The sequence below is a fragment of the Streptomyces liliiviolaceus genome (assembly GCF_018070025.1).
Classification (GTDB): domain Bacteria; phylum Actinomycetota; class Actinomycetes; order Streptomycetales; family Streptomycetaceae; genus Streptomyces; species Streptomyces liliiviolaceus.
The window spans coordinates 1,773,815-1,797,695 of sequence record NZ_JAGPYQ010000001.1; the positions used below are offsets into that span (position 1 = coordinate 1,773,815).

The 23,881-nt window shown below is 70.2% G+C and carries 21 protein-coding genes and 1 pseudogene; 7 read left to right on the forward strand and 15 right to left on the reverse strand.

What is annotated here, in order from left to right; all coding sequences use genetic code 11:
* Window positions 1-39 precede the first annotated feature (39 nt).
* Window positions 40-1,902 (reverse strand): S9 family peptidase, encoded by a 1,863-nt coding sequence (locus J8N05_RS07830; protein ID WP_210881725.1) that lies wholly within the window; start codon window positions 1,900-1,902, stop codon window positions 40-42.
* Between the two features lie 308 nt (window positions 1,903-2,210).
* Window positions 2,211-4,289 (reverse strand): potassium channel family protein, encoded by a 2,079-nt coding sequence (locus J8N05_RS07835; protein ID WP_210890061.1) that lies wholly within the window; start codon window positions 4,287-4,289, stop codon window positions 2,211-2,213.
* A gap of 273 nt (window positions 4,290-4,562) precedes the next feature.
* Between J8N05_RS07835 and J8N05_RS07840 the strand changes: the two genes are divergently transcribed.
* The 3 genes from J8N05_RS07840 to J8N05_RS07850 all read left to right on the forward strand — a co-directional run bounded on the left by J8N05_RS07840 (window position 4,563) and on the right by J8N05_RS07850 (window position 7,557).
* On the forward strand, window positions 4,563-5,642 hold the full coding sequence (locus tag J8N05_RS07840) for a permease (protein ID WP_407699890.1): 1,080 nt from the start codon (window positions 4,563-4,565) through the stop codon (window positions 5,640-5,642).
* Window positions 5,639-6,385 carry a TIGR03943 family putative permease subunit gene (locus J8N05_RS07845; RefSeq protein ID WP_210881726.1) on the forward strand — a complete coding sequence of 249 codons (747 nt, stop codon included), beginning with the start codon at window positions 5,639-5,641 and terminating at the stop codon, window positions 6,383-6,385. Before J8N05_RS07840 ends, J8N05_RS07845 begins: the two co-directional genes overlap by 4 nt.
* A gap of 236 nt (window positions 6,386-6,621) precedes the next feature.
* A complete protein-coding gene (locus tag J8N05_RS07850; RefSeq protein WP_210890063.1) occupies window positions 6,622-7,557 on the forward strand; it encodes an SMP-30/gluconolactonase/LRE family protein in 936 nt (311 codons plus the stop codon).
* A gap of 35 nt (window positions 7,558-7,592) precedes the next feature.
* Here the strand turns inward: J8N05_RS07850 and J8N05_RS07855 are convergent, their stop codons facing one another.
* A complete protein-coding gene (locus tag J8N05_RS07855) occupies window positions 7,593-8,198 on the reverse strand; it encodes a hypothetical protein (protein WP_210881727.1) in 606 nt (201 codons plus the stop codon).
* 214 nt (window positions 8,199-8,412) lie between these two features.
* Here J8N05_RS07855 and J8N05_RS07860 point away from each other — a divergent pair, with 214 nt between their 5' ends.
* Window positions 8,413-9,609 (forward strand): serine hydrolase domain-containing protein, encoded by a 1,197-nt coding sequence (locus J8N05_RS07860; RefSeq protein WP_210881728.1) that lies wholly within the window; start codon window positions 8,413-8,415, stop codon window positions 9,607-9,609.
* 324 nt (window positions 9,610-9,933) lie between these two features.
* On the opposite strand, the gene J8N05_RS07865 is transcribed toward J8N05_RS07860, so the two are convergent.
* The 3 genes and pseudogenes from J8N05_RS07865 to J8N05_RS47260 all read right to left on the reverse strand — a co-directional run.
* Window positions 9,934-10,437 (reverse strand): hypothetical protein, encoded by a 504-nt coding sequence (locus J8N05_RS07865; protein ID WP_247706188.1) that lies wholly within the window; start codon window positions 10,435-10,437, stop codon window positions 9,934-9,936.
* Between the two features lie 85 nt (window positions 10,438-10,522).
* The gene (locus J8N05_RS07870) at window positions 10,523-11,449 is read right to left on the reverse strand and encodes a hypothetical protein (RefSeq protein ID WP_210881730.1); all 927 of its coding nucleotides are present in this window, start codon (window positions 11,447-11,449) and stop codon (window positions 10,523-10,525) included.
* Window positions 11,450-11,685: 236 nt separating this feature from the next.
* Window positions 11,686-11,966, reverse strand: a pseudogene (locus tag J8N05_RS47260) (MFS transporter); the annotation flags it as partial.
* 446 nt (window positions 11,967-12,412) lie between these two features.
* Here J8N05_RS47260 and J8N05_RS07875 point away from each other — a divergent pair.
* Window positions 12,413-14,038, forward strand: coding sequence for a hypothetical protein (locus tag J8N05_RS07875; protein WP_210881731.1), 1,626 nt, complete (start codon window positions 12,413-12,415; stop codon window positions 14,036-14,038).
* 171 nt (window positions 14,039-14,209) lie between these two features.
* On the opposite strand, the gene J8N05_RS07880 is transcribed toward J8N05_RS07875, so the two are convergent.
* The 6 genes from J8N05_RS07880 to J8N05_RS07905 form a co-directional block, all read right to left on the reverse strand.
* The gene (locus J8N05_RS07880) at window positions 14,210-14,650 is read right to left on the reverse strand and encodes a hypothetical protein (protein WP_210881732.1); all 441 of its coding nucleotides are present in this window, start codon (window positions 14,648-14,650) and stop codon (window positions 14,210-14,212) included.
* Between the two features lie 560 nt (window positions 14,651-15,210).
* On the reverse strand, window positions 15,211-16,014 hold the full coding sequence (locus J8N05_RS07885; RefSeq protein WP_247706189.1) for a phosphotransferase family protein: 804 nt from the start codon (window positions 16,012-16,014) through the stop codon (window positions 15,211-15,213).
* 106 nt (window positions 16,015-16,120) lie between these two features.
* Complete coding sequence (locus J8N05_RS07890; RefSeq protein WP_210881734.1) at window positions 16,121-16,333, reverse strand: hypothetical protein; 213 nt, start codon at window positions 16,331-16,333, stop codon at window positions 16,121-16,123.
* Complete coding sequence (locus J8N05_RS07895) at window positions 16,330-17,490, reverse strand: radical SAM protein (protein WP_247706190.1); 1,161 nt, start codon at window positions 17,488-17,490, stop codon at window positions 16,330-16,332. Before J8N05_RS07895 ends, J8N05_RS07890 begins: the two co-directional genes overlap by 4 nt.
* A gap of 30 nt (window positions 17,491-17,520) precedes the next feature.
* Window positions 17,521-17,757, reverse strand: a complete 237-nt coding sequence (locus tag J8N05_RS07900; protein ID WP_210881735.1) for a DUF7848 domain-containing protein — start codon at window positions 17,755-17,757, stop codon at window positions 17,521-17,523.
* Complete coding sequence (locus J8N05_RS07905) at window positions 17,754-18,176, reverse strand: hypothetical protein (RefSeq protein WP_210881736.1); 423 nt, start codon at window positions 18,174-18,176, stop codon at window positions 17,754-17,756. Before J8N05_RS07905 ends, J8N05_RS07900 begins: the two co-directional genes overlap by 4 nt.
* A 189-nt stretch (window positions 18,177-18,365) precedes the next feature.
* Here J8N05_RS07905 and J8N05_RS07910 point away from each other — a divergent pair, with 189 nt between their 5' ends.
* Together J8N05_RS07910 and J8N05_RS07915 are read left to right on the forward strand one after the other, a co-directional pair.
* Entirely contained in the window at window positions 18,366-19,814 is a 1,449-nt protein-coding gene (locus J8N05_RS07910; protein ID WP_210881737.1) for a hypothetical protein, read from the forward strand.
* An 18-nt stretch (window positions 19,815-19,832) separates the two neighbouring features.
* Entirely contained in the window at window positions 19,833-20,321 is a 489-nt protein-coding gene (locus J8N05_RS07915) for a hypothetical protein (RefSeq protein WP_210881738.1), read from the forward strand.
* Window positions 20,322-20,330: 9 nt separating this feature from the next.
* On the opposite strand, the gene J8N05_RS07920 is transcribed toward J8N05_RS07915, so the two are convergent.
* From J8N05_RS07920 to J8N05_RS07930, 3 genes are all read right to left on the reverse strand, one after another.
* Window positions 20,331-22,043 carry a relaxase/mobilization nuclease domain-containing protein gene (locus J8N05_RS07920; protein WP_210881739.1) on the reverse strand — a complete coding sequence of 571 codons (1,713 nt, stop codon included), beginning with the start codon at window positions 22,041-22,043 and terminating at the stop codon, window positions 20,331-20,333.
* Window positions 22,040-22,675 carry a plasmid mobilization relaxosome protein MobC gene (mobC, locus tag J8N05_RS07925; protein WP_210881740.1) on the reverse strand — a complete coding sequence of 212 codons (636 nt, stop codon included), beginning with the start codon at window positions 22,673-22,675 and terminating at the stop codon, window positions 22,040-22,042. The genes J8N05_RS07920 and mobC overlap by 4 nt, the downstream gene beginning before the upstream one ends.
* A gap of 123 nt (window positions 22,676-22,798) precedes the next feature.
* Window positions 22,799-23,788: a DUF2637 domain-containing protein gene (locus J8N05_RS07930; RefSeq protein ID WP_210881741.1), complete on the reverse strand. Its 990-nt coding sequence runs from the start codon at window positions 23,786-23,788 to the stop codon at window positions 22,799-22,801.
* Window positions 23,789-23,881: the final 93 nt, after the last annotated feature.

Below are 23,881 nucleotides of genomic sequence, written 5' to 3' on the forward strand. Positions count from 1 at the left end.
GCCTCGGCCCCGGCCCTCCCCGCGAGGGCTCCGGCGCGGTCAGCCGCCCAGGTGCCGCTCCGCGAAGTCCAGTTCCAGCCGGACCTGCTTGATCCGCTCGTCCACGACCAGCGAACCGTGCCCCGCGTCATAGCGGTACACCTCGTGGTCCGCGTCCCGCGAGGCCAGGCGGGTCACATAGTTCTCCACCTGACGGATCGGGCAGCGCGGGTCGTTGACCCCGGCGGAGATGTAGACCGGTGCCTTCACCGCGTCGACGTACGTCAGCGGGGACGACGCCTCGAAGCGCTCCGGAACCTCCTCCGGGGTGCCGCCGAGCAGCGTGCGGTCCATCGCCTTCAGGGCCTCCATCTCGTCGTGGTAGGCCGTCACATAGTCCGCGACCGGCACCGCGGCGATACCGAGCGCCCACGCCTCGGGCTGCGTACCCAGCCCGAGGAGGGTGAGGTAGCCGCCCCATGAACCGCCGGTCAGGATCAGCCGGTCCGGGTCGGCGGACCCGGACGAGACCGCCCATTCCCGTACGGCCTCGATGTCCTCCAGCTCGATCAGGCCGACCCGGTGCTTGAGGGCGTCCGTCCACTCCCGCCCGTATCCCGTGGAACCCCGGTAGTTGACCCGGATCACCATGTACCCGTGGTCCACCCAGGCCGCCGGGCCCGCCGCGAACGAGTCGCTGTCGTGCCAGGTCGGGCCGCCGTGGATGTCGAAGACGGTCGGGAGGGGACCGCTCGCTCCGGCCGGCCGCTGGACCAGGGCGTGGATGCGGCCGCCGGGACCCGTCACCCACACGTCCTCGACGGGCACCGATCGCGGGGCCTTCATACCGGGCGGATCGAGGACGACCTCGCCGGACGTCGAGCGGACCACCGGCGCCTCCGCGGAGGACGACCACAGATACTCCACGCTGCCGTCGGGGCGGGCGGTCGCGCCCGACACCGAGCCCTTGGGCGTCGGCACCCGCTCCAGCCCGCGGGTCGCCAGGTCGAACCGCCACAGCTCGCTGCGCGCCTCGAAGCTGTTGACGACGAGCAGGGCGGAGCCGTCCGGATACCACTCGGCGCTCAGGTCGCCGTCCAGCTGCGAGGTCAGCTCCAGGTCCGTCTCCTCGCCGGACACCACGTCCCACACCATCGGCTCCCAGCGCCCGCGCCGCTGGTGTCCGACGAGCAGCCGGGTGTCCCCGGCCACCGGGGCGAAGCCCAGCACCTCAAGGCCCAGCTCGGCCGTGCCGTCCTTGGTGTCGTCCAGCTCGGAGACCGTCGAACCGTCCATCCGCAGCACCCGCAGCGCGGAGTGCATCGCGTCACCGTGCTCGGTGTGCTCGACCGCGATCAGTGTGCCGTCGTGCGAGAGGTCGCCCACTCCCGCCGACTCGCGGTGCCGGTAGACCTCGACGGGGTCCTCGCCGATGCGGCTGACGTAGATCGTCGAACCGTCCTCGTCGGTCGACCTGCCGACGATCGCCGTCCGCCCGTCCCGCCCGAGCGCGAGCCCGGCGGGGTAGGAGGGGTCGAGCCCTGGAGCGGCGGGTGCGTCGGGGCCGGCCGGTCCGCCCCGGCCTTCGGACCCGTCCTCACCGTCCGCCCCGGCGGTGAAGGGCTGCCGGCGCCAGATGCCGAACTCGTCGCCGTCCTTGTCGTCGAACCACCAGATCCACTCGCCGTCGGGCGACAGCACGCCGTCCGTCGTCCCGTTGGGCCGGTCCGTGACCTGGCGCTGGGCGCCCGTCGCACGGTCCCACGCGTACAACTCGTACGTCCCCGTCGCGTTGGAGACGAACAGGGACCGGTGCGGGGCGTCCTCCGCCCAGTCCGGCAAGGACACCCGCGGCGCCCGGAAGCGCTTCTCCCATTCGGGCATGGTTCCCTCGTGCGGGATGGACCCGTTGCTCTCAGTCATGGCCCCATATTGCACGCACAGGACGACATCGTGCTGACGGGCCCCTCAGCCTGTGGATAACTCTCCGGCCGGAGGGGGCGGTGGTTCGGCCGAACCTTGAATCTCCGCAGTTCAGAGCAGCTCGGAGCAGCTCGGAGCAGCTCGGAGCGGCTCAGAGCAGTTCAGAGCAGTTCAGAAGTGATTGCCGCGGGCAGCACGGTGGGCACCTGCGGGTGCGTCGTGGTTGCTCGCGCCGTTCCCCGCGCCCCTTGCGGGGCCCAGATGCGGACCGGCTACGGGCCCGGCTACGGGCCCGGCTGCGGGCCCAGTCAGGGGGCGCCGCCGGTCGTCCGGTCGCGGGTGCCGCGGCCCAGCAGTTCGGCGAGGCCCCGGCGGGTGGCGGCGATGACCACGCGGTCGCCGGCGCCGAGCACGTAGTTCGGGGGCAGGTCCCAGACCAGGCCCGAGGGGCGGTCGCGGTCCGGAGCCGACGAAGGCGAGGCCGCGGACGGGGCCGGGACCGGGGCCGGGGACGCGGGGCTGTTCGGCGCGGGCGGGGCAGGGTCGGCCGTCGGACGGGGACGGCGTCCGCCCGGGCCCGCGCTGTCCAGAACCTCCGTGTCCAGGGCCAGCACCCGCCACGCCCCCGCACGGAACGCCTCGGCGACGGTCCGGCCCTCCAGATGCGGATGCCCCGCGACGTCCAGCGCCGCGAAGAGCAGCACCCGGCGTTCCACGGGGATCGCCCCCAGGATCTGGCGGCCCATCATCGCTCCGGCGAAGGCGGGCGCGGCCAGATGGGAGACGCTGCGGCTGCGGGTGAGCGCGTTCGGGTGGGTGGCACGCAGGGTGCGGTAGACGGCCGTGGCGAAGTCGTCGTCGTACAGGCGCAGGACGACCCGCAGATCGGGCCGCACCGACCGTGCGTACAGGGCGGCTTCGAGGTTCGTGGTGTCGGCGCTCGTCAGGGCGAGCAGGGCGTGCGCCCGGTGGATCTTGGCGGCTTCCAGGACGCCCTCCTGGGTGACGTCACCGAGTACGACGGGCACGCGCAGCCGGCGCGCCAGCGCGAGCCCGCGCGCCTCGGGGTCGGCCTCGACGCACACCACGGGGATGTGGAGTTCGCGAAGGCGCGCGAGGACCCGCGTACCGATCTTGCCGACCCCGAGGAGGACGACGTGACCGGAGAGCCCGCGGGGCGGCCTGCGCAGCGCCGTCCCGCTGCGGAACGTACCGAGACCCTCCAGGACGGCGGCGAGGAGTACGGGGAGCAGCAGCAACCCGATGAGTCCGGAGAGGAGTTGGAGGATCTGGCGGCCGAGGGGGTCGTCCAGCGCGGGATCGTTGATCGCGAAGAGGTCGAGGAGGGTCAGATAGGTGGCGTGCAGCGGATGGGCGCCCGTGACGAGCATGGACGCGACCGCGAGCGCGACCACACAGGCCACCAGACCGGCGAATGACCAGCGCAGCCGCCGCGAGAACAGTCTGCCGAGGGGCAGCCCGATGGACATCCCGCCCGGCAGCACACCGCGTCCGGCGGGCAGCGGGGGACCGGAGTACGACACGGCCTCCAGGACGATCGTGCCGCGGCCGGTCGCGGCGGCCACGGACGCCTCGTCGGGCAGCAGCCGCGGCCCGTGTTCGCCGCTGCTCTCCGAACCGTCCGCGCCGGCCGGGTCGTTGGTGGTGGCCGAGAGCAGGGCCAGGGTGCACAGCCCGGGGTCGGCGACCTGCCCCGGCCCCGGCGGCTGCCGTTCCACGGCCCGCAGCATCAGCCCGTCGGTCTGTACGACCTTGCTGGTCCCGGCCACGGCGGTGGCGGCCAGCGCGGGCGCGGCGGTGTCCGCGTCGGAGAGTACGGTCGTGGAGGCGTCGACGAGACCGGGCGCGGGCGCGTCCGTGGACTCCCCGCTCCCCGCCATGGCCAGGGCGGACGCCTGGTCGAGCAGGGCCTCGATGTGCTGGCCGAGGCGGCGGTTGTAGAGCCTTATGACCAGCCGCAGACGCGGGCTGAGCCGACGGGCCATGAGGGCCGCGCGGATGTTGGTCTCGTCGTCGTCATGGACGAGGGCCAGCGCGTGGGCGTGCTCGACGCCGGCCTCGGCGAGCACGGCCTCGGTCAGGACGGCGGCCTCCAGCACCTGTTCGGCGCGGGGCCCTTCGGAACCGCTCCCGGCGCTGCCGCTGCCACTGCCGTTTCCGCCCGCGGCCGTGACGCCGTTGCCCGTCGCCCGGGTCATGGCGGCCGACACGCGGTCGAGCAGCGTCGAGGCGCGGGCCCGTCCCACGACCGGGGGCCGCGCGGTCCGCTCGGCGGACGGTACGACCAGCGTCACCCGCTCCTTGTAGACGCCCCGCAACTCGGCCGCCAGCCGGTGCGCGAGAGCGTCGTCCCCGCACACCACCATGTGCGCGGCGCGGTTGTCCGCACCGCGATCGTCCGGCCCGCGATCGTTCGATCCGCTCTGATTCGGAAGGCTCCCCACAACAGCACAGACTGCCTCACGGGTACGGGCGGTTGCACGGTGGCCTGCCGCGAGGGAACCGGCGCCAGGACGGGGCCAGGAACCGGCTCCGGGAACCCGTGGCGTACCGGGATGAGAAGCTGTGCCGGAACGGGCGTACTGAAGGTGGAGGGCGATCCACCGACGAAGCCCTTCCCTACCGGAGGTACCTCTCCCGTGACCACAACCGACGCCAGGCAGCCCGGGGTTGAGGACCGCGAGACGCACGGCACGACGGCGCAAGCCACAGCCGATACGACGGCCGATTCGACGGCCGATACGACAGCGGACACCGGTGGGCCGAAGGGCTGGCAGTTCAACTCCCCCCTCGTCCTGACCATGCTGCTGCTCGCGGGCGTGGTGCTCCAGGACCCCATCCGCGGGGCGCTGTCCGCGCCGGTGATGCAGAGCTGGATGACCGTGTTCGTCGCGGTGATCGTGCAGGCGCTGCCCTTCCTGGTGCTCGGCGTGATGCTGTCGGCGGTCATCGCGGTGTTCGTCCCGCCGTCGTTCTTCGCCCGCGCGCTGCCGAAGAGGCCCGCCCTCGCGGTACCGGTCGCGGGCATGGCCGGAGCGGTGCTGCCGGGCTGCGAGTGCGCCTCCGTGCCGGTGGCCGGGGCGCTGGTGCGCCGGGGCGTCACGCCCGCGGCGGCGCTCGCGTTCCTGCTGTCGGCGCCCGCGATCAACCCGATCGTGCTGACGGCGACCGCGGTCGCGTTCCCGGGCGAGCCGGAGATGGTCCTGGCCCGTTTCGTGGCGAGCCTGCTGGTGGCCTGCGCGATGGGCTGGCTCTGGCACCGGCTGGGCCGCGCGGACTGGCTGCGCCCGCCGGAGCGCCCCTCCTGGGAGGGACAGGGCAAGGGGGCGGCGTTCTGGGGATCGGTACGGCACGACGTGATGCACGCGGGAGGGTTCCTGGTCGTCGGCGCGATGGCCGCGGCGACGCTCAAGGCGGTGGTCCCGGCGGACTGGCTCGGATACGCCGCCGACAACATGGTGGTGTCGATCCTCGCCCTGGCGGTCCTGGCCGTACTCCTGTCCATCTGCTCCGAGGCGGACGCCTTCGTGGCCGCGTCCCTCACCCAGTTCTCCCTGACGGCCCGGCTGGCCTTCCTGGTCGTCGGCCCGATGATCGACCTGAAGCTCTTCGCGATGCAGACGGCGACGTTCGGCCGCGGTTTCGCCCTGCGCTTCGCGCCCGCCACCTTCGCGCTGGCCGTCCTGGTGTCGTCCCTGGTCGGGGCGGTGCTCCTGTGAACCGCCAGGCACAGGCAGCGGTGCTCTTCCTCACCGGCGGAGCGATCCTGCACGCGGGCCTCACCGACCTCTATCTGCGGTACGTCAAGGCGGGGTTGAGGCCGCTGCTGCTGGCGGCGGGGGTGGTCCTGATGGCGACGGCGATCGCGACGCTCTGGTACGACCGCCGCGAACGCCGGACACAGCCGGACGCCCACCCCGGCTCCGACCCCCGCCCTCATGCGCACGCCCACCGGGAACCCGGCGTCGCCTGGCTCATGACCCTCCCCCTCCTGGCCCTCGTCCTGGTGGCCCCGCCGGCGCTCGGCTCGTACAGCGCGATGCGCACGGGGACGGCCCTGCAGAAACAGCCGTGGGGGTTCGCCGACCTTCCCGAGGGGGACCCCGTCCGCCTGAGCCTCGTCGACTACGCGGGCCGCGCCGCGTACGACCACGGCCGCTCGCTCGACGACCGCCGTATCAGGACGGCGGGCTTCCTGGCGATGGGCGGTGACGGCACGCCCTATCTGGTGCGCATGGCGCTCAGTTGCTGCGCGGCGGACGCCCAGCCGGTGAAGATAGGCCTGACCGGCCACACGCCCACGGTCCTGCGCCCGGACACCTGGCTGGAGGTCACGGGCACGTACACCGGGAAGCGGACGAAGGACCCGGTGAACGGAGGGGTCGTCCCGTTCCTGGACGTCACGGAGGCCAAGCCGATCAAGGCGCCCCGCGACCCGTACGACGAGAGCTGGAACGGCTGAGACGCCACGTACCCGCTGTCCTTGGGCGGGCCAAGCTGTCGATCCCCTGTCGATACGAGGTACGGGAGGGGGAGGAGCGCCGGTGTTGGGTCAGGATGAACGAGCGCGCCACGGCCGCCATCGCAGGAACGGCCGCGTACCCAACCGCAGTTGCAGTTCTCAGCCTTCCAAGGAGGCCCGGAACGATGCCGCACGAGACCCGCAGGACGAGTGGTACCAAGAGGACCCGTGACGGAATGACCCCCTCCAGGAGAACGCTCCTGGGCGGCGCGGCGCTCACGGCGCTGGCGGCGGCGACCGGCACAGGGACGGCGACCGCAGCCGCGAGGGGGTCCTCGCGAAAGTGGCCGACGGAGTTCCCTCTCCCCAACGGCTTCCTCCCCGAAGGGATAGCCATCGGCAGCGAGCCGTACGCGTACATGGGCTCGCGTGCGAACGGCGCGATCCACCGCACCGACCTGCGTACGGGCGTGGGCGAAACCCTTTTCGCGGGCGCCACGGGCCTGGTGGCGGTGGGCCTGAAACTCGACCACGACGGCCTGCTGTACGTGGCGGGCAACACGGGAGTGGCCCGTACACACGACTCCCGTACGGGCAATGTGGTGGCAACACACCAACTGAGCGAAGCGACCGGCCACTTCATCAACGACGTGACACTGCTGGGCGACAGGGCATGGTTCACGGACTCCCGCGCGGCGGCGCTGTACGCGGTCCCGAGGGGCCGCTCCGGAGCCGTACGCACCCTGCCGCTCACCGGCGACTGGGTCCAGCTCCCGGACGTCAACAACGCCAACGGCATCGTGGGCACCGCCGACGGCCGAGCCCTCATCGTGGTCAAGAGCACCCCGGGAGAGCTGTACAAGGTAAGTGTCCGGACGGGCCACGCCACCCGCATCACCCTGGTCGGCGTACCGGACGTCGTGAACGGCGACGGCCTCTACCGCATCGGCCGCACCCTGTACGTGGTCCAGAACCGCCTGAACACGATCAGCGTGTTCCACCTGAACCCGACGTCCACGACGGCCACCCTGACCGGCACGATCACGGACCCCCGCTTCGACGTCCCCACCACAGCGGCCCGCTACGCCAACCGCCTGTACCTGGTAAACGCCCGCTTCACGAGCCCCCAGACCCCGGAGACGACGTTCACGGGGGTGGCGGTACCGATCTGACCGGGCGCGGGGACGACCGGTCGCCAGTGGCGGTCTCACCACCCGCAGTCGAGGTCGACGGATCCCCCGCTGACGACCGGGTCGGTGCTCGTGCCGCTGATCCGCAGAAGACCACCGTCCCGCCCCCAGACCAAGGTGTACGTGCCCGAGGCGACGGGCCGATAGCCGTCGTCGACGGTCCAGGAGCCCGCCGTGCCCAGGGCCAGGCCGGTGCGCCCCACCGCGTACGCCTCGCCACCGCCGCTCATGAGAAAGGACGCCTCACGCACCACCGCCGTGCAGCCTCCCGGCCCCGAGGGACGCAGCACGTGGTACTCCGCGCCCAGGACCTGATCGTTCACCGCTCCCCCCGCGGTGCCGAGCACCGCCGTGACGATCAGCAGACGAGTCCCCAGCGGTACCCATACGGCTCGCCAGGTTCGCTTCCGCGGGAGGCGCACAGCATCCGTCGGCGCCGGGCGACCCGCCCGGGCGAGGACCCACCGAAGAACGAGCGCCATGACGAGGAGAGCCGCGCTCAGTGCCCACCCGGGGACCACCCGCCCCCGCACGACCAGGAGAAGGCCGCTCCAGCTCCCCACCGCGGCGAGGGCCAGACTCTCGACGCCCACTGCCGTGGAGCAGGCGGGCGACAACGTCACGCCGCTGTATGTACGTGTTCCGGTCACGGCGGGTACGACTCGTCGAACGCGCTGACAGTTGCGTCGCGGGACGTTCGGCCTGTTCCGGCGGTGGCGCCGAACGAGTGGACTCCCCGACACGGGGACGAGCGGGGGCGGGCGGTCGGGTCCGCGGCGCGGGCCGAGGTGGTGATGTTCGTGACGTCCACCCCCCGTCCGGAAGAGGCCCCCTCGAATGAGACGTCCCACCGTCCGCCGTACCCTCTGCGCAGCCCTGCTCGCCGCGTCCCTGTGGGCGCCGACGGCGGTCCACCCCGCCGTGGCGGAGCAGCGGCCGGCCGCCGTCCACCCCGGCGAGGGCGACTGCCCGAACGGCCTGGGCCGCACGCTCACGTCCCGCCTCGACAAGGCCATGGACGACGTCGGGAGGAAGGCGGGCATCCCCGGGGCCGTCGTCGGTCTGTGGATGCCGGGCAAGGGCTGTTACGTCCGTTCCATGGGCGTCGCCGACACGAGGACCGGTGAGCCGATGAGCGCCGACTCCTTCGTCCGGATCGGCAGCGAGACCAAGACGTTCACCGTCACCGCGCTGCTGGAGCTGGTGGACGAGGGCCGGGTCGGCCTGGACGACCCGATCTCCGCCTACGTGAAGGGCGTGCCCGACGGCCACCGCATCACGCTCCGCCACCTCGCGGGGATGCGGAGCGGCCTGTTCCCCTACACCGAGGACGCCGACTTCGTACAAGACCTGCTGAGCGACCCGCAGCGCACGTTCACCCCGCGCCAGTCCCTCGCGTACGGCTTCAAGCACCGCAACACCTTCGCCCCGGGCGCGAAGTTCCAGTACTCCAACTCCAACCTCGTCCTGCTGGGCATGGTGATCGAAAAGGTGACAGGCCACCGGCTGGCCGACGTCGTCCACGACCGCGTGCTGCGGCCGGCGCACCTGCGCAACACACTGTTCCCGCAGGGCGACGAGTTCCCGCATCCGCACCCGCGCGGCTACACCGACCAGACGCTGAGCGGCGAGGTCGCCGACGCGACGGACTGGAACCCCAGCTGGGCCTGGGCGGCGGGTGCGATGATCTCGAACCTGCACGACCTGCGTACCTGGGCCAGGTCCGTCGCCACCGGGCAGCTGCTCAGCCCCGGGACCCAGAAGCAACGGCTCAGGACGCTGCCCACCGGCATCCCCGGCACCACGTACGGTCTCGGCATCCTCAACACCCACGGCTGGATCGGCCACAACGGCTCCATCCCCGGCTACGAGACCGTGACGGTCCACCTGCCCCCGCAGAAGGCCACCCTGGTCGTCATGATGAACACCGACATCCTGAGCGAGGGCCAGGAGCCGTCCACCCTGCTCGCCCGCGCGATCACAACGGTCGCAACCCCGAAGAACATCTACGACGGCTCGGCCACGGCGCCCTGACTCGTACACCTCGGCCGACCACCCAAGCAAAAACAGGTGAGGCACCTACGGAAATCCGTAGGTGCCTCACCTGCTGTTTTGGCTGTCGGGGTGGCGGGATTTGAACCCACGACCTCTTCGTCCCGAACGAAGGGTACGTAGGCTGCCTACCTGCAAGCGATGACGTCTTCGCAGCTCAGGGCGTTGGACTCGGTTGGTTTGGGAGGGTCCCGCAAGGGCTCTGGGAGAAGATCTTCTCCCAGACTTCTCCCAACGGGCCGAGTTGTTGCGGCGCCACCGCGATCACATCGCACTTCACAGAAGCACATTCGCTGCCGTGGTAACTCAGGAACTGAGGCTCTTGCGCCGGGCTCGGAACGTGTACGTGGTGCCGTTCGCGTCCGTGTGGTAACCCCAGCCGCCGCTGACCGCCAGGTCCCAACCCTGTTGCTCTCGCATTTGCGCAGCGAAGGTGCGACGATCCTTAACAGAACATCCGCAGGCGAGGCGTAGATCAATGCTCACGTACTGGCTGCGGGGATTCTGCTCCCGGTCCGCCAGGCTCCAGTGGACGTCGTGGACGTGGTCGGCAAGGCCAGTTCGTTCCTTGTCGTGGATTATGCCGTGGGCCCGCGCGAACTCGTCCAGGTCGTCGATGGCGAAGAGGTCGCTTCGCCACTGCCCGGGCCAGACAGCGAAGAGTCGGGATTCTCCGGCGACCGCCCGGTGATAGGCATCAGGCTCCGCGCCCTGAGTGACTCGGCCGTCCTCGTGGACCTCGATGTAGCACGTGGTGTCCAGCGTGTACGGGAAGTCCTTCCCGACAGCGGCAGCACTTCTCGGTTCCATGGCCCCCATCCCGCGGTGATCGTGAGGCCACGCTACGGCAGGGTGCGGGGGGTGCTGCAACCTTCCTGAGTTCTGTTGACGGACGTTAGCCTGCTGGGCCGCGCGGCTCTGTTGCCGTTGCGTCTATGGCTGCCGGCGCGGTGGCCCGGATCGCGGGCAGGTTGTCCGTGATGGCCTGTGCGAGATCGGCGAGGAGATTCGTCAGGAGGCTCAACTGGTCAGAGAGGCGGTCGTACTCCTCCATCTCCGCGGGCGTCCAAGGAGCTTCGTGGCTTTCCATCTCGGCTATGCGCGATCTGGCCATTGTCGCTTGGATCACTGCCTGAACGGCGCTCCGCAAGCGGCCTGCAACCTCGCCGGGTCCACGGCCGAGGAGTAGATCAAGTTCGTCCGGCTCGGGTAGTGCCGGGATGCCGTGCTCAAGCCAGAAGTCTCCCCAAAGGCGGCGACGCCGCGCCTCCGGATCGGCGCCATCCAACAGCCTGATATTGCCCGCCTCGTCTTGCCCGACGAGCAGTCCCGAGCGGGCCGCCAGATCGGCGGTCATGGCTGCGAGGCCATCGTCGTGGCCGGATACCGGACCCGGACCCAAGAACGCGCCTAGCTCCACTAATTGGCGGGTCCGCTCGTCAGCTTTTGGCAGCACTGCCAGATCGTCGTCGGTCATCAGGGTGTTCGGCGCGGCTGCACTCACTCGGGCGTAATGCAATGGTGTCCCCTGGACGGCGGACTTCCAGGCCACTAGGGCCGCGTCCAGCCACCAACAGACAAACTCTCGTGCAGCGTCCCGGTGTCCCTTGGCGCAACTGGTGGCCAGCGCCAAGCGAACCGAGAGCAGCACGGAGTCCGCTTCGTAAACCGATCCCTGGTCTTCGATGCGGCGCTCGATGGCAGCCTCACTGAGTGCGTTCAGCTCTTCCATCCGCCGCCGCTCGGATTCGCATTCCCGGAGCAACAAGGACGAACCCCGAGCCATGGCCGACAGGGCCCCGTCCATCTCCTGGCTGGTCATATCCTGGGAGGCTTCGGGCGAGAGAGACGCCGAGTCGGAAGGTAACGGGTCACCACTCATTTGCAACTCCTGTGCGGAGAAGAAGAGAAGACTTGGGCGCTCTTGGCGTGCTATGGCATCGGACTGTACGCCTCGACAGACGGGATTCGGCGGAAACGGTCAAACCTGGCTCATGGAGGCTACTGCGGGTGCTACGCGGGAGTCTCACGCATGAGGTGGTGGACGAGGGCATCCGGCAGTAGCCCGGACAGGCGCCCGTAGTGGGTGGTGCCCCAGCGGTCGTTACGGCGGTGGCCTGGAGCAGGGTGAGGTTGCCGCGCACCGCGCCAGCTGCGATCGCAATGCCCACGAGGAGCGGGAAGGGGCCGGAGACCATTGCGAACGCGGCGGTCGTGACCCCGCCGAGCGTGATCATGGCGACGGTGCGGGTGGTGACGCCGGTGCGGCTGGCGAGGGCCGCGTACAGGGTGCGGCCGAGGGTCTGGCCTGCGCCGCCGAGGCCGAGGGCCCAGGCGGCAGCGAGGATACGAGATTCGAACCCGTGAGAGGTTGCCCCCAACACGCTTTCCAATTCTGCTCGGTGCTGTTCGGGCGGGTACGCCACTGTCCTGACCTGCGGCGAAGTGAGTTCGGGGCCATCGGCTGAACCCCAGCGGATAGCCGTGAATGAGACCAAAGCTGAGACTACGATCCGTACCCTGGGGCCCCGGTCATCGCAGCTCACGTGGGTGGCGATTCGTGTTTTTGGGCCCCACGGAACGCTGGCCACGTGCCTCGAGGGGACTGTGCGGTTGCGAGAGCGGCACGGCACAGTCTGATCCAGGCAACAGACAGGAGGCGTCGGCAAAGAAAAAAGGAGCAGTGGCCACGATGTGGCGAGTGCTCCTTTAAGTCTGCCTAGACAGTAGCACACCGGCATGGAACGCGCAGGAAGGCGATGCGTGGCCCCGTTAGAGTGCTGCGGTGAACTCTCCAGCGGTGGACACGGTTGCCCAGCACGTCCTGGCACGTATGGTCGACTACTTTCAGGACGCGGGAACGCCGTGGCCGCGGCGCCTGTGGGATGTTGGCTCCGTCCTTGCGCTTGAGGAGCTGTGGGAAGCCTGCCGCTGGCAGGCCCGTAACGTGCTGTCGTCCACGGCCTGTGACTGGCAGCGCAATGAGCTGAGCGCGTTGATCGGCCCGGACCGCGGGCTCGGCGAGAAGGACCTGCGCAAGGAGATCACCGAGCTGCTGAAGCGCTCGCTGGTGGATCCAAGCCCTGAGCACCGCCGCCTGAGGGTGATCATCGAATACGCCCGGGAGGGCTACCTAGAGCGGTGGGCCGACGCAGTCAGGGCCGGATCGGTCAAGCCGGAGCGGCTATCCCGCACCGTGGCTGCGCACCTGCTGGACCTCGGATATAGCAGTAGCTACCTGCTGGCCTGGGCTCGTCAGACCGCCCGATCCGCTCCGACGACGGTGGACGTCGTTCTCGCGGCCGCGGACCTGGCGGCTCAGGGTAAGCGAGACTTCGAGGTGCTGATCGCCTTGGACAAGGTGCCCCGACGCGACCTGGCCGAGCCGCTGCCGAACTGGCGTAACAAGGGCGCGGTCGTTGCGTGGCTTAGGGAGAACGGACACGACACGACTGGGTTCCGGGCTGGCGGCGGGTTCGTCTACACGGTTCGTGCCTGGGACGCCTATGGCGCGGCTGGCCAGGCTCGCCAGCTGCTGGAGCGGATGACCGCACGGGCGGAGTTCCTGCGTAAGGACCGCGGAGGGGTCGCACCCCTGCCGTCCATCTGGGTCGCAGGCCACCACACCCCGGTGCCGCTCAGTCCTCCCGCCCGAGGGGCGGACGTTCTGTCTCTTGTCCACGAAGGCCACCTCTACAAGGTAGAAGGCTACCGGACCCGCATCGACGACGCCCTGGAGCTGGCGGCTGCGGTCAATCGTGGTGCGCTAACCCCGGCCGTCGCCGGCGGCTGGGCCGCCGTCGAGTCGTTGCTGTCACATCCGGATGACCCGAAAGGTGAGGAACGCTCCGGAAAGGCGGTTGCAGCCGACCGGCTGGCCGCCATCCTCGCCTGCTCTTGGCCCCGCGCCGAGCTCACCACCATTGCCCACCGGCACGCCCCTGTCCAACCCGACGCCCTCTCCGCAGCGGTTGCTGCAGCCGACACCAACCTGCGCTGCTGCCAGCTCATCGTGGAGGCGCTCGAAACCGGTGGCGCCGGTGCCCTCGCGCTGACTAAGAACACCAAACTCTCCGACCGTGCTGCCGCCGACCGCATGGCCGCCTTGATCGTCGCCCCCACGCAGCAACTGCAGCAGGTCAACAAAGCCTTCCGGATTGCGTTGCGGAGGCTTTACCGGACGCGAAACATCATTCTGCATGGCGGCTCTATCGATGGAGTCGCACTGGAGGCGTCGCTGCGTACCGCCGCGCCCTTGATCGGCGCGGGACTGGACCGTGTCGTTCACGCTTACTACACCGAGGGCCTTGAACCCCTTGATCTTGCTGCCCGCGCTGAGGTTGCCCTCCGGCTCGTCAACGGCGAGACCGGCCTGAGTCTGGTGGAGCTACTGGAGCCTCGCCGCCGTTGACGGGCAGGTCCGTTTGCTGCCCGCTTGGTTTTCCCAGCCAAAAGGAGATCCAGGACCGCGAGCGGGCCCTCGCGCGGGACCTCTGGCCGGAGGAGGACTATGTCTTCACCTCGGAGACCGGCGCGCCGGTCAACCCCAGTACCGATCCTTGTGACGTAGGGCAGGCTGGAGTCAGGCCAGTGCGAGCGAAGCCACGAGCTCGCTGAAGTCGTTAGGAGCCGGCTCGCGCTCGTCAGCCTTGGCATCTGCGAGCGCACGCGCCGCGTCAATAGCCAGGCTGTCGGCCGAGGTGACAGGCATTTGGGCCGCAAGAAAGACAGCAGACCACCCGCCACGTGCTGGGCCGACAGCCTCGACCACGGCTTCGCCACTAGCATGCTTCACCACAAATTCGGCCATAAGGTCCGGCTCCGAAAAACCCTGCCACGCCCACGAGTGGACCGGCACACGCAGCCAGATCTCGTATTGAGGAGAGAGGTCCCAGACGAGCCAGAGAAGCTGCAACACCTCGCCTTGACGCAGAAATGCGCCAGTGGGACGGCCGTCCCACGAAGTAAGCGTGGTGATCGAAGTTCCGGGCTGGGCCAAGTATCGGGTTACGTAGGAGGTCATTGGATTCCCTCCGGTGGGTCGAAGCAATCGTTGAACGCAGTAGCGACCTCATCTGGCCACGGCGTGATAGCTCCTTTCATCATCACCGATACATGACCCTCTGAGCAGCTGAAGAGCACACAAAATCCTGCTTCCCGCAAAGTACCTGCGGTCGTGCGTCTCACCCGATCTCTTGTCGTGGCGGAGCGCCCCGCTACTCGCCGTGTTACCTCCTCAACCGAGCGTGGGCCAACCCACAAGCTGAGGGACCAGTAGCCCTCCGGCTCCGTCTTGAACCAGGTGGTTCCGTACTGCAGCAGAACCTGTTCCTCCGGAACGTCGTCACGGTCTTCATTTGGGGCATCTGGGGACGTCCACATGGTCACCTCCGTGGGAACCCCGCGATGCCTCAAGTCTGACCCCCTTTGCCCCGAACGGCACGCCGACGGGCCAGGAGCTCCGGTCCGTAAGCTCGCCTCATTGCGTCTAAGCTCTTGCCTCCTCTTTCCGACCAGACGGCGGAGGCGGCGGTGGGCGCTGGCCGCGGTAAACATCATGCTCTTGGTCAAGGGAAATGACGTTTAGGAGCCTTCGCCGAGGGCGCGGGCCAGGACCGCCGCCCGCTCTGCCATCTCTCGCTTCCACAGCACCGTGTCCTCGCTGGCGATCTCCAGCCACAGCGCCGCAGTCGCCGTACCGAATGCGGTGAGTGCGTCCGGCTCGGCCTCGCGCCACGACGGGAAGCGGTCGGCGAAGGCGAGGGCGGATTCCACGGGGTGGCCAGCCTCCATCAGCCGCAGTGCCAGGGCGCCGGGGTCGATCCAGGCCGCGCCGCGCGTGGGCCAGGCCCAGTCGATGAGGCGGGCGCGGCCGTCGGCGATGAGGACGTTGTCCGGGGCGTAGTCGGTGTGCAGCAAGGTGCTGCCGTCGAAGTGCGAGAGGGTTCCCGGCGGTGCGTAGTCTGCCCAGCGGTCCACGGCGTTCTTGATGCCGATGTCGGCTGGGGCCTGGGTTTGTTGCAGCTCGGCGAGGGCCGCCTCCACAAGCGGCAGGTCTGCCGAGCCGGGGGTGTAGTCGGCATGGCGCCCGTCGATCATCTCGTATCCCAGCAGGTTCCAGCTGTCGAGTTCGAGGTGCCAGTGCAGGCGGGGGCAGGAGGCCGGCAGGTACGGGGCGATTGCTGCCTCGCGGCGCTGGGCGGCGACCTGGGGGTGGTCGGTCCGGATGCCCTTGACGAAGACCCGGCCGCTCTCGGTTTCGAGTACGGAGGCGATGCCGGAGTTCATGCCTGCCTGCACGGTCGTCGCTTCCTGCAGTGTGCCGGTCTTGTCGGCGACGGCTTGGCGGACGCCGGCGGGGAGCTGGTCGAAGGGGATGCGGGACATGGACACGTGCGGTTCCTCAGGTGCTTGGGGGGCAGAAGGCCGCCCCGGCCAGCCTACGGCCGGGGCGGCACTCCCGTGGTGCAACGGGCGGTACGACAGCCGAGGGCTAGTAGGGCTGGTCGTCGCCTGCCGAGCAGCTGCACTCGGCGCCCTCCGCGGCTTCGTCCAGGTCGGCGATGACCTGGAAGGTGTCCGCGTTGATCGGCGCGACGGGCAGCGGCACCGGCAACGGGCCGGTCGCCCCCGCTTCCGGGCGGCGTCCGAGGGTGAGCGGCACCGGCTCGCGGGCCGTGGCCAGGGTTGCGGTGGGTGGAGTCATGATCCGTAGCCTCCGTGTTGGCAGTAGAGCTCTCGTCGGTCCCCCGCCTCCTGGTAGAGCTTGGCCAGCGGCCGGCACGTGCGGCACGAGCCGACCTTCGTGCAGCCGGAGCATCCACCGGTGCGGAGCTGAAGGGACTCGGCGATCGCGCCGAGTCGGGGGAGGGCGGCGACGCCCTCGGTCACGAGGTTCACGTTCGGGTCGCGGCCGACCTTGCAGACCGAGGCGATGCCGTGCGGGTTCACGTGGAAGAACGTCCGGCCCGCGTTGCAGCCGGTGAAGACGCTGCGGGCCTTGATGCGGCCCTCGGCCTGGGTCGCCAGCGGGTTCGCCTCACCGTCGATCGTCGGCGACATGTTGGTGAAGACCTGGTGCGGGAAGCCGTAGCGCTCGCACAGGGCCACCATCGCGTCGACCTCGTCGGCGTTGTCGTCTGACACGATCACGTTGAGCCGGACAGGCAGCCGGTCCTCGCGGGCGGTGTCCAGGCCCTGAACGAACCGGTCGAACGCACCGCGGTTGCGGGTGACCTTGTCGTAGGTGCCGGCGGTCGCCCCGTACACGCTCAGCGTCAGCCGGTACGGTCGCTGGCGGGCGAACAGCTCCCGGATCGGCCTCTTCCGCAGGGAGGACCCGTTCGAGGAGACCTGGACCATCATCCCGAGCTGATGGGCGTACTCGTACGCCGCGCCGAACTCACGGTCGATGAGCGCCTCACCGCCGGTGATCTGCAGCCATAGCACGCCGGCGTCCCGCATCGTCCGGAGGAGCTGCTGCTTGCCGGCCCAGTCCAGGCCCTCGAACCGCTTCTCGCCGAGGTAGCAGAACTCGCAGTCGTAGTCGCAGCCGAGGTTGATCTCCCAGGACGCCTTCCCGTACCCGTACGGCGACCGTTCACGGACAAGGACGACGTCACCCACCGGTGAGTCGGGCAGCCCCGTGCCCCACGCCTGCCGCGCGGCCTCGACGAGCCAGGCCGGTACGCGCTCGCCTTCCGCGCTCGCGCTGCGCAGTTCCTCGTATCGGGCCTCGGGAATGCGCACACCGGCCGCGCGACCCGGCTGGAGGAGGAGAAACTGCGCGAGGAACGGGCTGGCCACGAGCCGTACGGGGGCGGCGTCGAAGGGAGCCTGCGGGTTCGTGCTCGTCGTTGTCATGAGACCTCCGCGGGACGGTGAAAGATGGGGTCACGGCTTCCACCACGCCCTCCAGGGGCGGGTGATGATCTCCCGGTACGTGTGGTGCGACGGGTTGCGGCCGCCGTGGGCCAGCACCCACTCCTGCGGGGCGGAGTAGTCGCCGTGCACCGGAGAGGTCTCGCCGCAGACCGCGCACTGCATCGCGTAGCTGGTCGGCTCGGCGTCCGGTTCGCGGTCGGGCTGGAGCGTCCACTCCTGGTGGCGGACGACGCCACGGATGCTCATCGGCCGGCCTCCCCGGCGAGGCTGCTGAGTCCCGTCACGGACAGTGCCGTCGCGAGCTCCGCCGGGTCCGTGAACGCGGGCCCGTCGAACGGCCCGCTCACCCACCGCACCGACCCGTCCCACCCGGACGGGACCAGCACGACCCACGAACCGCGACCGAGCGCCCGCGTCCCCTCCCTCTCCCACGCGCCGGCGGAACCCGGCGGGGTGAGGAAGTAGAGGCGTCTGCTCCCCCGGTCGTGCAGTACGGGCCCCACCGCTGCGTCCGCGGACTCCAGGAACCGCAGCGCCCGCAGGCCGGGCCCGGCTTCCACCCGGATGGCATCCCAGTCCTGGCCGGCGGCGAACAGCCGTGGCTGGAGCAGCCCGCCTGTCCTCACGGACGAGGTAAGCGTGGACCGCCCGGGATGCGCGCTCATGGGTTCCCTCTCGCTCGGCCGGTTGCAGCTGCCCTTGTCCGGTCCGGCACGTCCCGGTGGGCACTCCTCAGCTTCGGCCTGACGTGACAACTGCGGTATGACCAGCAGGTGTTACCGAGGCGGGAATACACTCGTCGTCCTCGTCACCAGAGACTTGATCGCGCACGAGACCACCGGAAGTTGGCCCGCATGGACGCCACCACCCCCGGCCTGTTCGACCCGGACCTCTTCGACCGTGAGGACGTCCGCCGTGCGCTGGCGGAGCACGACTTCGCAGGCGCCTTCGCTCTGATCAAGAAGTACGGCGGCCTGTCCCAGAACCGCATCGCCGCCGCCTGCCACCTCACCCCCGGCAAGGTCTCCGCGATCATCAGCGGGAACCAGCAGGTCACCAGCTTCGACGTGATCCGCCGGATCTCCGACGGCCTCCGGATCCCCGGTCACCTCCTCGGGCTCGCGCCCCGGCCCTGGGAGGCCCGGCGCGTGGTCGTTTCTCCGAGCGAACGGAATGGTGAGCGGCCAGGGGCAGAGCAGATCCCGTGGCAACCGGCCACTACCGTGGATCTGGCTGTCGAGCTGACGAGGAGCGATCTCGTGATGGACCGACGCGCGGTCACCCGCGCCCTCGCCGGCACCGCGGTGGCAGGAGCCGCGCTCCTCGACCCGCTCGAAGGCTGGCTACAAGCCCCGGCCCGCTCCGCACCGCCCCGCCGACGGGGGCGGCTTGGGGAGCGGGAGATGGACGAACTGGAGTCGACGGCCCGCGCGTTCCGTGCCTGGGACCACCGCTACGGCGGCGGCCTGCGCCGCAAAGCGGTGCTCGGCCAGCTCAGCGAAGTCGCCGCCCACCTCGACGAGCACCAGACGCCCCACGTGGAGCGACGCCTGTACCAAGTCATGGCCCAACTCGGCGGCACAGCAGCCACCATGGCCTGGGACTCGGGTCTCCAGCGCGGCGCACAGAACTACTACCTCCTCGCCTTACGCGCCTCGCACGCCGCCCAGGACACGGTCTTCGGCGCCAACGTCCTGGCGGGCATGGCCCGCCAGATGCTCTACCGCGACAGGCCACAGGACGCACTCGAACTCATCCGGCTCGCCCAGGAGGGTTCCCGCGATACCGCCGGTCCCCGCGTCCGCGCCATGCTCCACACCCGCGAGGCATGGGCCCTCTCCGCGATGGGGCGCATCGCGGCCTTCCATCGCGCGACCGCTCAGGCGGCGGACTGCCTGGCTTCGGCCGGCTCCGGTGACGAGCCCTTCTGGATCGACTACTTCGACGAAGCCGAGCTTGCCGGGGTCACCGGCGGACGGCTCCTCGACCTCGCCCGCCAGGACCCCGGCCGGCATGCAGAGACAGCGGCTATCGAGATCCGCCGCGCGCTGAGCAGACGCGGCTCCGAGGCAGGCCGCAGCCACGCCCTCGACTGCATCGGCCTCGCCGAATGCCACTTCCTCCTCGGCGACCTCACCGCGGCAGTCCAGGAGGTCGACCGGGCCGTGGAGGCCACCCGCTCCACCCGGTCGAGCCGCGTGCACACCCAACTCGGCCAGCTCTACCCGTACACCGTCGGCCACAGCGCGTCCCGCCCCATGCGTGAGGCCCGCGATAAGATCCGCGACCTGCTGTCGAACTGACCCGCGAGAGGAGGAACCGTGACGACCATCGCGGTGACCGGACACATGGACCTGACCCAGGACAGCGTGCCTCTCGTCCGCGCAGCCCTGGCCGACTTGCTCACACACCACGCCGACGCCGAACTCGTCGGCGTCTCCTGCATCGCGAAGGGCTCCGACGCCCTGTTCGCCGAGGCCGTGCTCGCGGCCGGCGGACGCCTCGTCGTCGTCATCCCCTCCCACGACTACCGACAGCGCAAGGTCAAGGCGGACCACGCCCCGCTCTTCGACCGGCTCGTCGAGGCCGCCCACGAGGTAGTGGTCATCGACCGCGAGACCGCCGACCGCGCGGCGTACGAGGCCGCCAACGCCGCACTCCTCCAACGCGCCGACCGACTCGTCGCCGTCTGGAACGGCCAGCCCCCGTCCGGCAAAGGCGGCGGCACGGCCGACGTCGTCATCGAAGCACGGGACGCCGGCCTCCCCGTCGACGTGGTCTGGCCCGACGGGGCTGCCCGGAGGGCGTGAGCACCCAGCTCAATGTCGGACTCGGTGAGCCATCGTCTGCGCCGCCGACGCAGCCGCAGCAGCTGGCGCGGGTGCTCCCGGCCGTGCCGGAGCACTGACCGGCTGCAGCGCGCTGCGGGACATTGCCGCACGTGCCCTGTCGCTCTGGACGTGCCTCGCGCTGAGGCGTTCGACGCGCCAGGTCAGAACCCTTGCGGGTCGACGAGCGTCCTCCAGCGCACGGTGGTCCGCGGCTTGCCGGAGAAGGCGCGCGGGGTCGTGGCCCGCCTTCTCGCCGTCCGCCAAGGCGGTGGCGAGGGCGTCGAAGGCAGGGTCCTCCAGTATCTCGTCCGCGTGGGAGGGGACGATCTGCCGGAGGAGCTCGACGTTGCTCTGCACGGCCTGCTGAGGAGGCCGCTTCTGTGCACGGGCGGCGAGCGGAGCGCCAGCCGTCCGCTCGTAGGCGGCTTCCAGATGGACGACCGTCTGCCGGGCCGCGGCGACCTGCTGGTCGTGGTGGCGAGCTTCGTGCCAGCGGGCTGCGGCGATGACGGCGAGGATCGCGGCGTCGAGGAACATCGCCAGCAGGGCACCGTCCTGCGGCGCCGGCGTGCGGACCACGGCCCGGATCGCACCGCGTAGAGCACGAGCGTGCTCGTGATCGGCCTGAATACGGGATCGGGTCGCTCGGTCGAAGGTCTTCGCCGCCTGCCGGAGTTGCAATTGCACGTCGCGGGGCGCGACGAAGCGCAGGGCGTCGAAGGCTTCACCGAGCGCAGCCAGCTGGGCCTGCCCGGCTGCTTCGTCGCCATGGTCGAGATGGTGCGGGACGCGCTCCGTGGCGGCGGTGGCCTGGTGCCACGGGTTCGTCCCGCGAGCGCTCTGCGGCATCTCCGTAGCGTCGAGACGGCTCTTGATCTTGGGAAATGACAGGTCCGGGCTGAGGCTCGATCCGGAGTACCAGATCGGCTCGCCCTTGCTGTTCGTGTCGCCTCGGACGGCGACGGTGTAGCCGCGCACGTCACCGGAAGGAAAGTGCTTCACGCTCACCAAGACGCCGTCGGTCTGCTGGAGCAGGCGGACGAACTCCTCGGTGCTCGTGGCTGCGGCCACGGCGCCTTGCACGGTAGTGCGCAGCCGCTCCCGTGCGGTGAGATCCTGCCCGGCGCGACGGGCCTTCTCCTGCTCGGCCCGGGTGGGGCGTTTGGCAGCGGTGTGGTCGCCGCGGACAACCCGGTGCAGGCCGTACTCCTTCTCGACGGCGGCCAGCTCGCGGTCGGCAGTGAGGTAGTCGTTCCAGTGGCGTGCGGTGCGGAGATCGCCGCGCACCTTGGTGGCCGCGATGTGGACGTGGTCGGGTGCGTGCCGGACGGCGACCCAGCGGCATCCGTCCGGGTCGCCGTCCGGAGCGATGCCGGTGGCGGCCACGACGCGACGGGCGATGTCGCCCCACTCCTCGTCGCTGAGGTGCCGGTCGGTCTCGGCGGCGCGGATCGAGCAGTGCCAGACATGCTTCTCGGGAACCCGTCCGAGGGGCTGGGTCTGCTTGACGTGCAGATCGAGGTCGGCCACGAGCCGCCTTTTAGTGGCGTCGAAGCCGTCGGCGGTACGGCCGGGGTCGGGGGCGTAGCCGTCCCAGGAGGCGACCAGGTGCGGGTCGACGTGGTCCTTGGCCTTCTTCGTGTCGTACAGGTACCGGATCAGGTTGGCGGTGTTCCCGCCTCCGGTGATCTTCGCGATCATCGGCCGGCCCTTCCGGCGACGACCTGATTCGCGGCGGCGCTAATGCGGTCCACGGCCGATGCGACCGAAGTCAAGGTCCGCTCGGTCTGGGCCAGCAGAGCCCTGTCACCCGGGTGCGGGGTGCCGCCGGAGTTCAGCTTCCTGGCTATCTGGTTGGTGTTGTTGCCGACGGCCGCGACATCCCGCCGGAGCGCGTTGAGCTCATCGATGAGGTCGTCCAGCGGGGTGCGCTGGTCGGCCAGGGTGACGTCTCCGTAGACATGCGCCAAGATCACGGTTGAGACGTAGTGGGCACCGCTGATGTTCAGTGACCTGGCCTTAGCGAGGATCGCGGCCTTCTCCTCGTTGCTGTACCGGGCGTCGACCCGTTCCTTGCGTCGGCCGTTCGGGTCTGCCTTGCGACGACGGGCGACGCGGTGCAGCGCGGCGGCGTCGGCAGCGCGCGGCGGGGCGGCGGCGTCGGGCTGCTCCTCCTCGGGCGCCCCCTGGTGCCCGAGCGCCTCCGCCACCCCCGGGGCGGAGGCTTCCCCGTGGGACCGGCCAGTGGACGGTCCAGCGGCATACCTTGCTGCGCTGTTCAGGCCGGTGGTCATTTCCTGCTGAGGGGTGAGTTCGCGGTGCGGATCGTGCATGGAACGGTTCTCCGTGGGGTGTTGGTGCGGGGTGCTTCGCTGTGCGCGGCCCCCATGTCCCGCGCTTGTCTGCGCGGGACATGGGGTGTGCCGGAAGGGTGGGCGATCGGTGCGCTTGCCGGGTCAGGCGGTGCCGACGGGGGCTGTGTCGAGGTCCCTTTGCCTCTGGGAGGCGGCTTCGTCGAGTCCGTCGACTGGCTCGGCCTCGAAGCCGTCGTGCGTAACGGGCTCGGTCTGGCTGTTGCGCTCGGCCTGCAGCTGGTCGCGCAGGGCGCGGGCGCGCTTCTGGCCGATCCGTAGTTCGCTGCGCAGACGCTCGGCACTCAGCCGGTCGTCGCTCCAGTCGGCGGTCAGGAGCCGGGCCTCGTCGAGGACTTCGGCGTCGGTGCGGGTGTGCGTGCGGTCTGCGGTCGGCTTGGCGGTGGCGCGGACCCGACCGGTCGCCCGACGCGGGGCGGCTCCGGTCGACTCCACTGCGGCGGCTGACCGGGGCGGTCGGGTAGCGGGGGTCGACTCGTCGGCCTCGGTCGGCCTTGTCACGGGCGCATCGGCGACCTTCACGGGGGTTGACTCGGTCGGCTGCTCGGGGGCCGATTCGGCCTGGTCAGCCATCGACCGTGCGGCCTGCTCGTCAGCTACCTGACTAACCGACTCGGCGAAGACCGCTTCGGCGGAGTCGGCCGACTCGGGGGTGTGGTGCAGCACCTTCGCCACGAGGTCCGACCCGAAGTAGATCGACCCGACCGGGAGCGAGGTCGCCAGCAGCACAAGGGCCCAGTTCGCAGGGTCCCAGTCGGCCAGTCGGCCCCACTGGACCGACTCGGTGTGCAGGGCCGGGATGAGGCCGTGCACGTAGTTCAGCAGGAGGCTGGCGATCGTGTAGGTCGCCAGGACCCGCAGTGCGAACGTGCGGTCGTTGCCGGTCAGCACGAGCGTGGCGACCAGCGCGAGGGCCATCAGCCCGTCGATGACGATCGGGTAGAGCAGGGCGGCGGTGGGGTCGGCGCCGATGGCGCGGGCCACGTCGGACAGCGCGTTCCACGAGACCCGGAAGGCCATGAGGACGACGGACACCAGGCCGACGACGAGGGTGATGCGTCCGTTGCGGTTCACACGACGACCTCCAGCGGGGGCGAGTGCTCGGCGGCCGGGGCGAGCGGGAGCAGGTTGATGCTGGCGTGGATGCCGCGGCTGCCGCTTATGGCT

What these genes read in the sequence shown, in the direction of transcription:
- J8N05_RS07830 (WP_210881725.1), bottom strand. Translation starts at nt 1,902, where the DNA reads ATGACTGAGAGCAACGGGTCCATCCCGCACGAGGGAACCATGCCCGAA.
- J8N05_RS07835 (WP_210890061.1), bottom strand. Translation starts at nt 4,289, where the DNA reads ATGGTGGTGTGCGGGGACGACGCTCTCGCGCACCGGCTGGCGGCCGAG.
- J8N05_RS07850 (WP_210890063.1), top strand. Translation starts at nt 6,622, where the DNA reads ATGACCCCCTCCAGGAGAACGCTCCTGGGCGGCGCGGCGCTCACGGCG.
- J8N05_RS07860 (WP_210881728.1), top strand. Translation starts at nt 8,413, where the DNA reads ATGAGACGTCCCACCGTCCGCCGTACCCTCTGCGCAGCCCTGCTCGCC.
- J8N05_RS07865 (WP_247706188.1), bottom strand. Translation starts at nt 10,437, where the DNA reads ATGGAACCGAGAAGTGCTGCCGCTGTCGGGAAGGACTTCCCGTACACG.
- J8N05_RS07870 (WP_210881730.1), bottom strand. Translation starts at nt 11,449, where the DNA reads ATGACCAGCCAGGAGATGGACGGGGCCCTGTCGGCCATGGCTCGGGGT.
- J8N05_RS07880 (WP_210881732.1), bottom strand. Translation starts at nt 14,650, where the DNA reads ATGACCTCCTACGTAACCCGATACTTGGCCCAGCCCGGAACTTCGATC.
- J8N05_RS07885 (WP_247706189.1), bottom strand. Translation starts at nt 16,014, where the DNA reads ATGTCCCGCATCCCCTTCGACCAGCTCCCCGCCGGCGTCCGCCAAGCC.
- J8N05_RS07890 (WP_210881734.1), bottom strand. Translation starts at nt 16,333, where the DNA reads ATGACTCCACCCACCGCAACCCTGGCCACGGCCCGCGAGCCGGTGCCG.
- J8N05_RS07895 (WP_247706190.1), bottom strand. Translation starts at nt 17,490, where the DNA reads ATGACAACGACGAGCACGAACCCGCAGGCTCCCTTCGACGCCGCCCCC.
- J8N05_RS07900 (WP_210881735.1), bottom strand. Translation starts at nt 17,757, where the DNA reads ATGAGCATCCGTGGCGTCGTCCGCCACCAGGAGTGGACGCTCCAGCCC.
- J8N05_RS07905 (WP_210881736.1), bottom strand. Translation starts at nt 18,176, where the DNA reads ATGAGCGCGCATCCCGGGCGGTCCACGCTTACCTCGTCCGTGAGGACA.
- J8N05_RS07910 (WP_210881737.1), top strand. Translation starts at nt 18,366, where the DNA reads ATGGACGCCACCACCCCCGGCCTGTTCGACCCGGACCTCTTCGACCGT.
- J8N05_RS07920 (WP_210881739.1), bottom strand. Translation starts at nt 22,043, where the DNA reads ATGATCGCGAAGATCACCGGAGGCGGGAACACCGCCAACCTGATCCGG.
- mobC (WP_210881740.1), bottom strand. Translation starts at nt 22,675, where the DNA reads ATGCACGATCCGCACCGCGAACTCACCCCTCAGCAGGAAATGACCACC.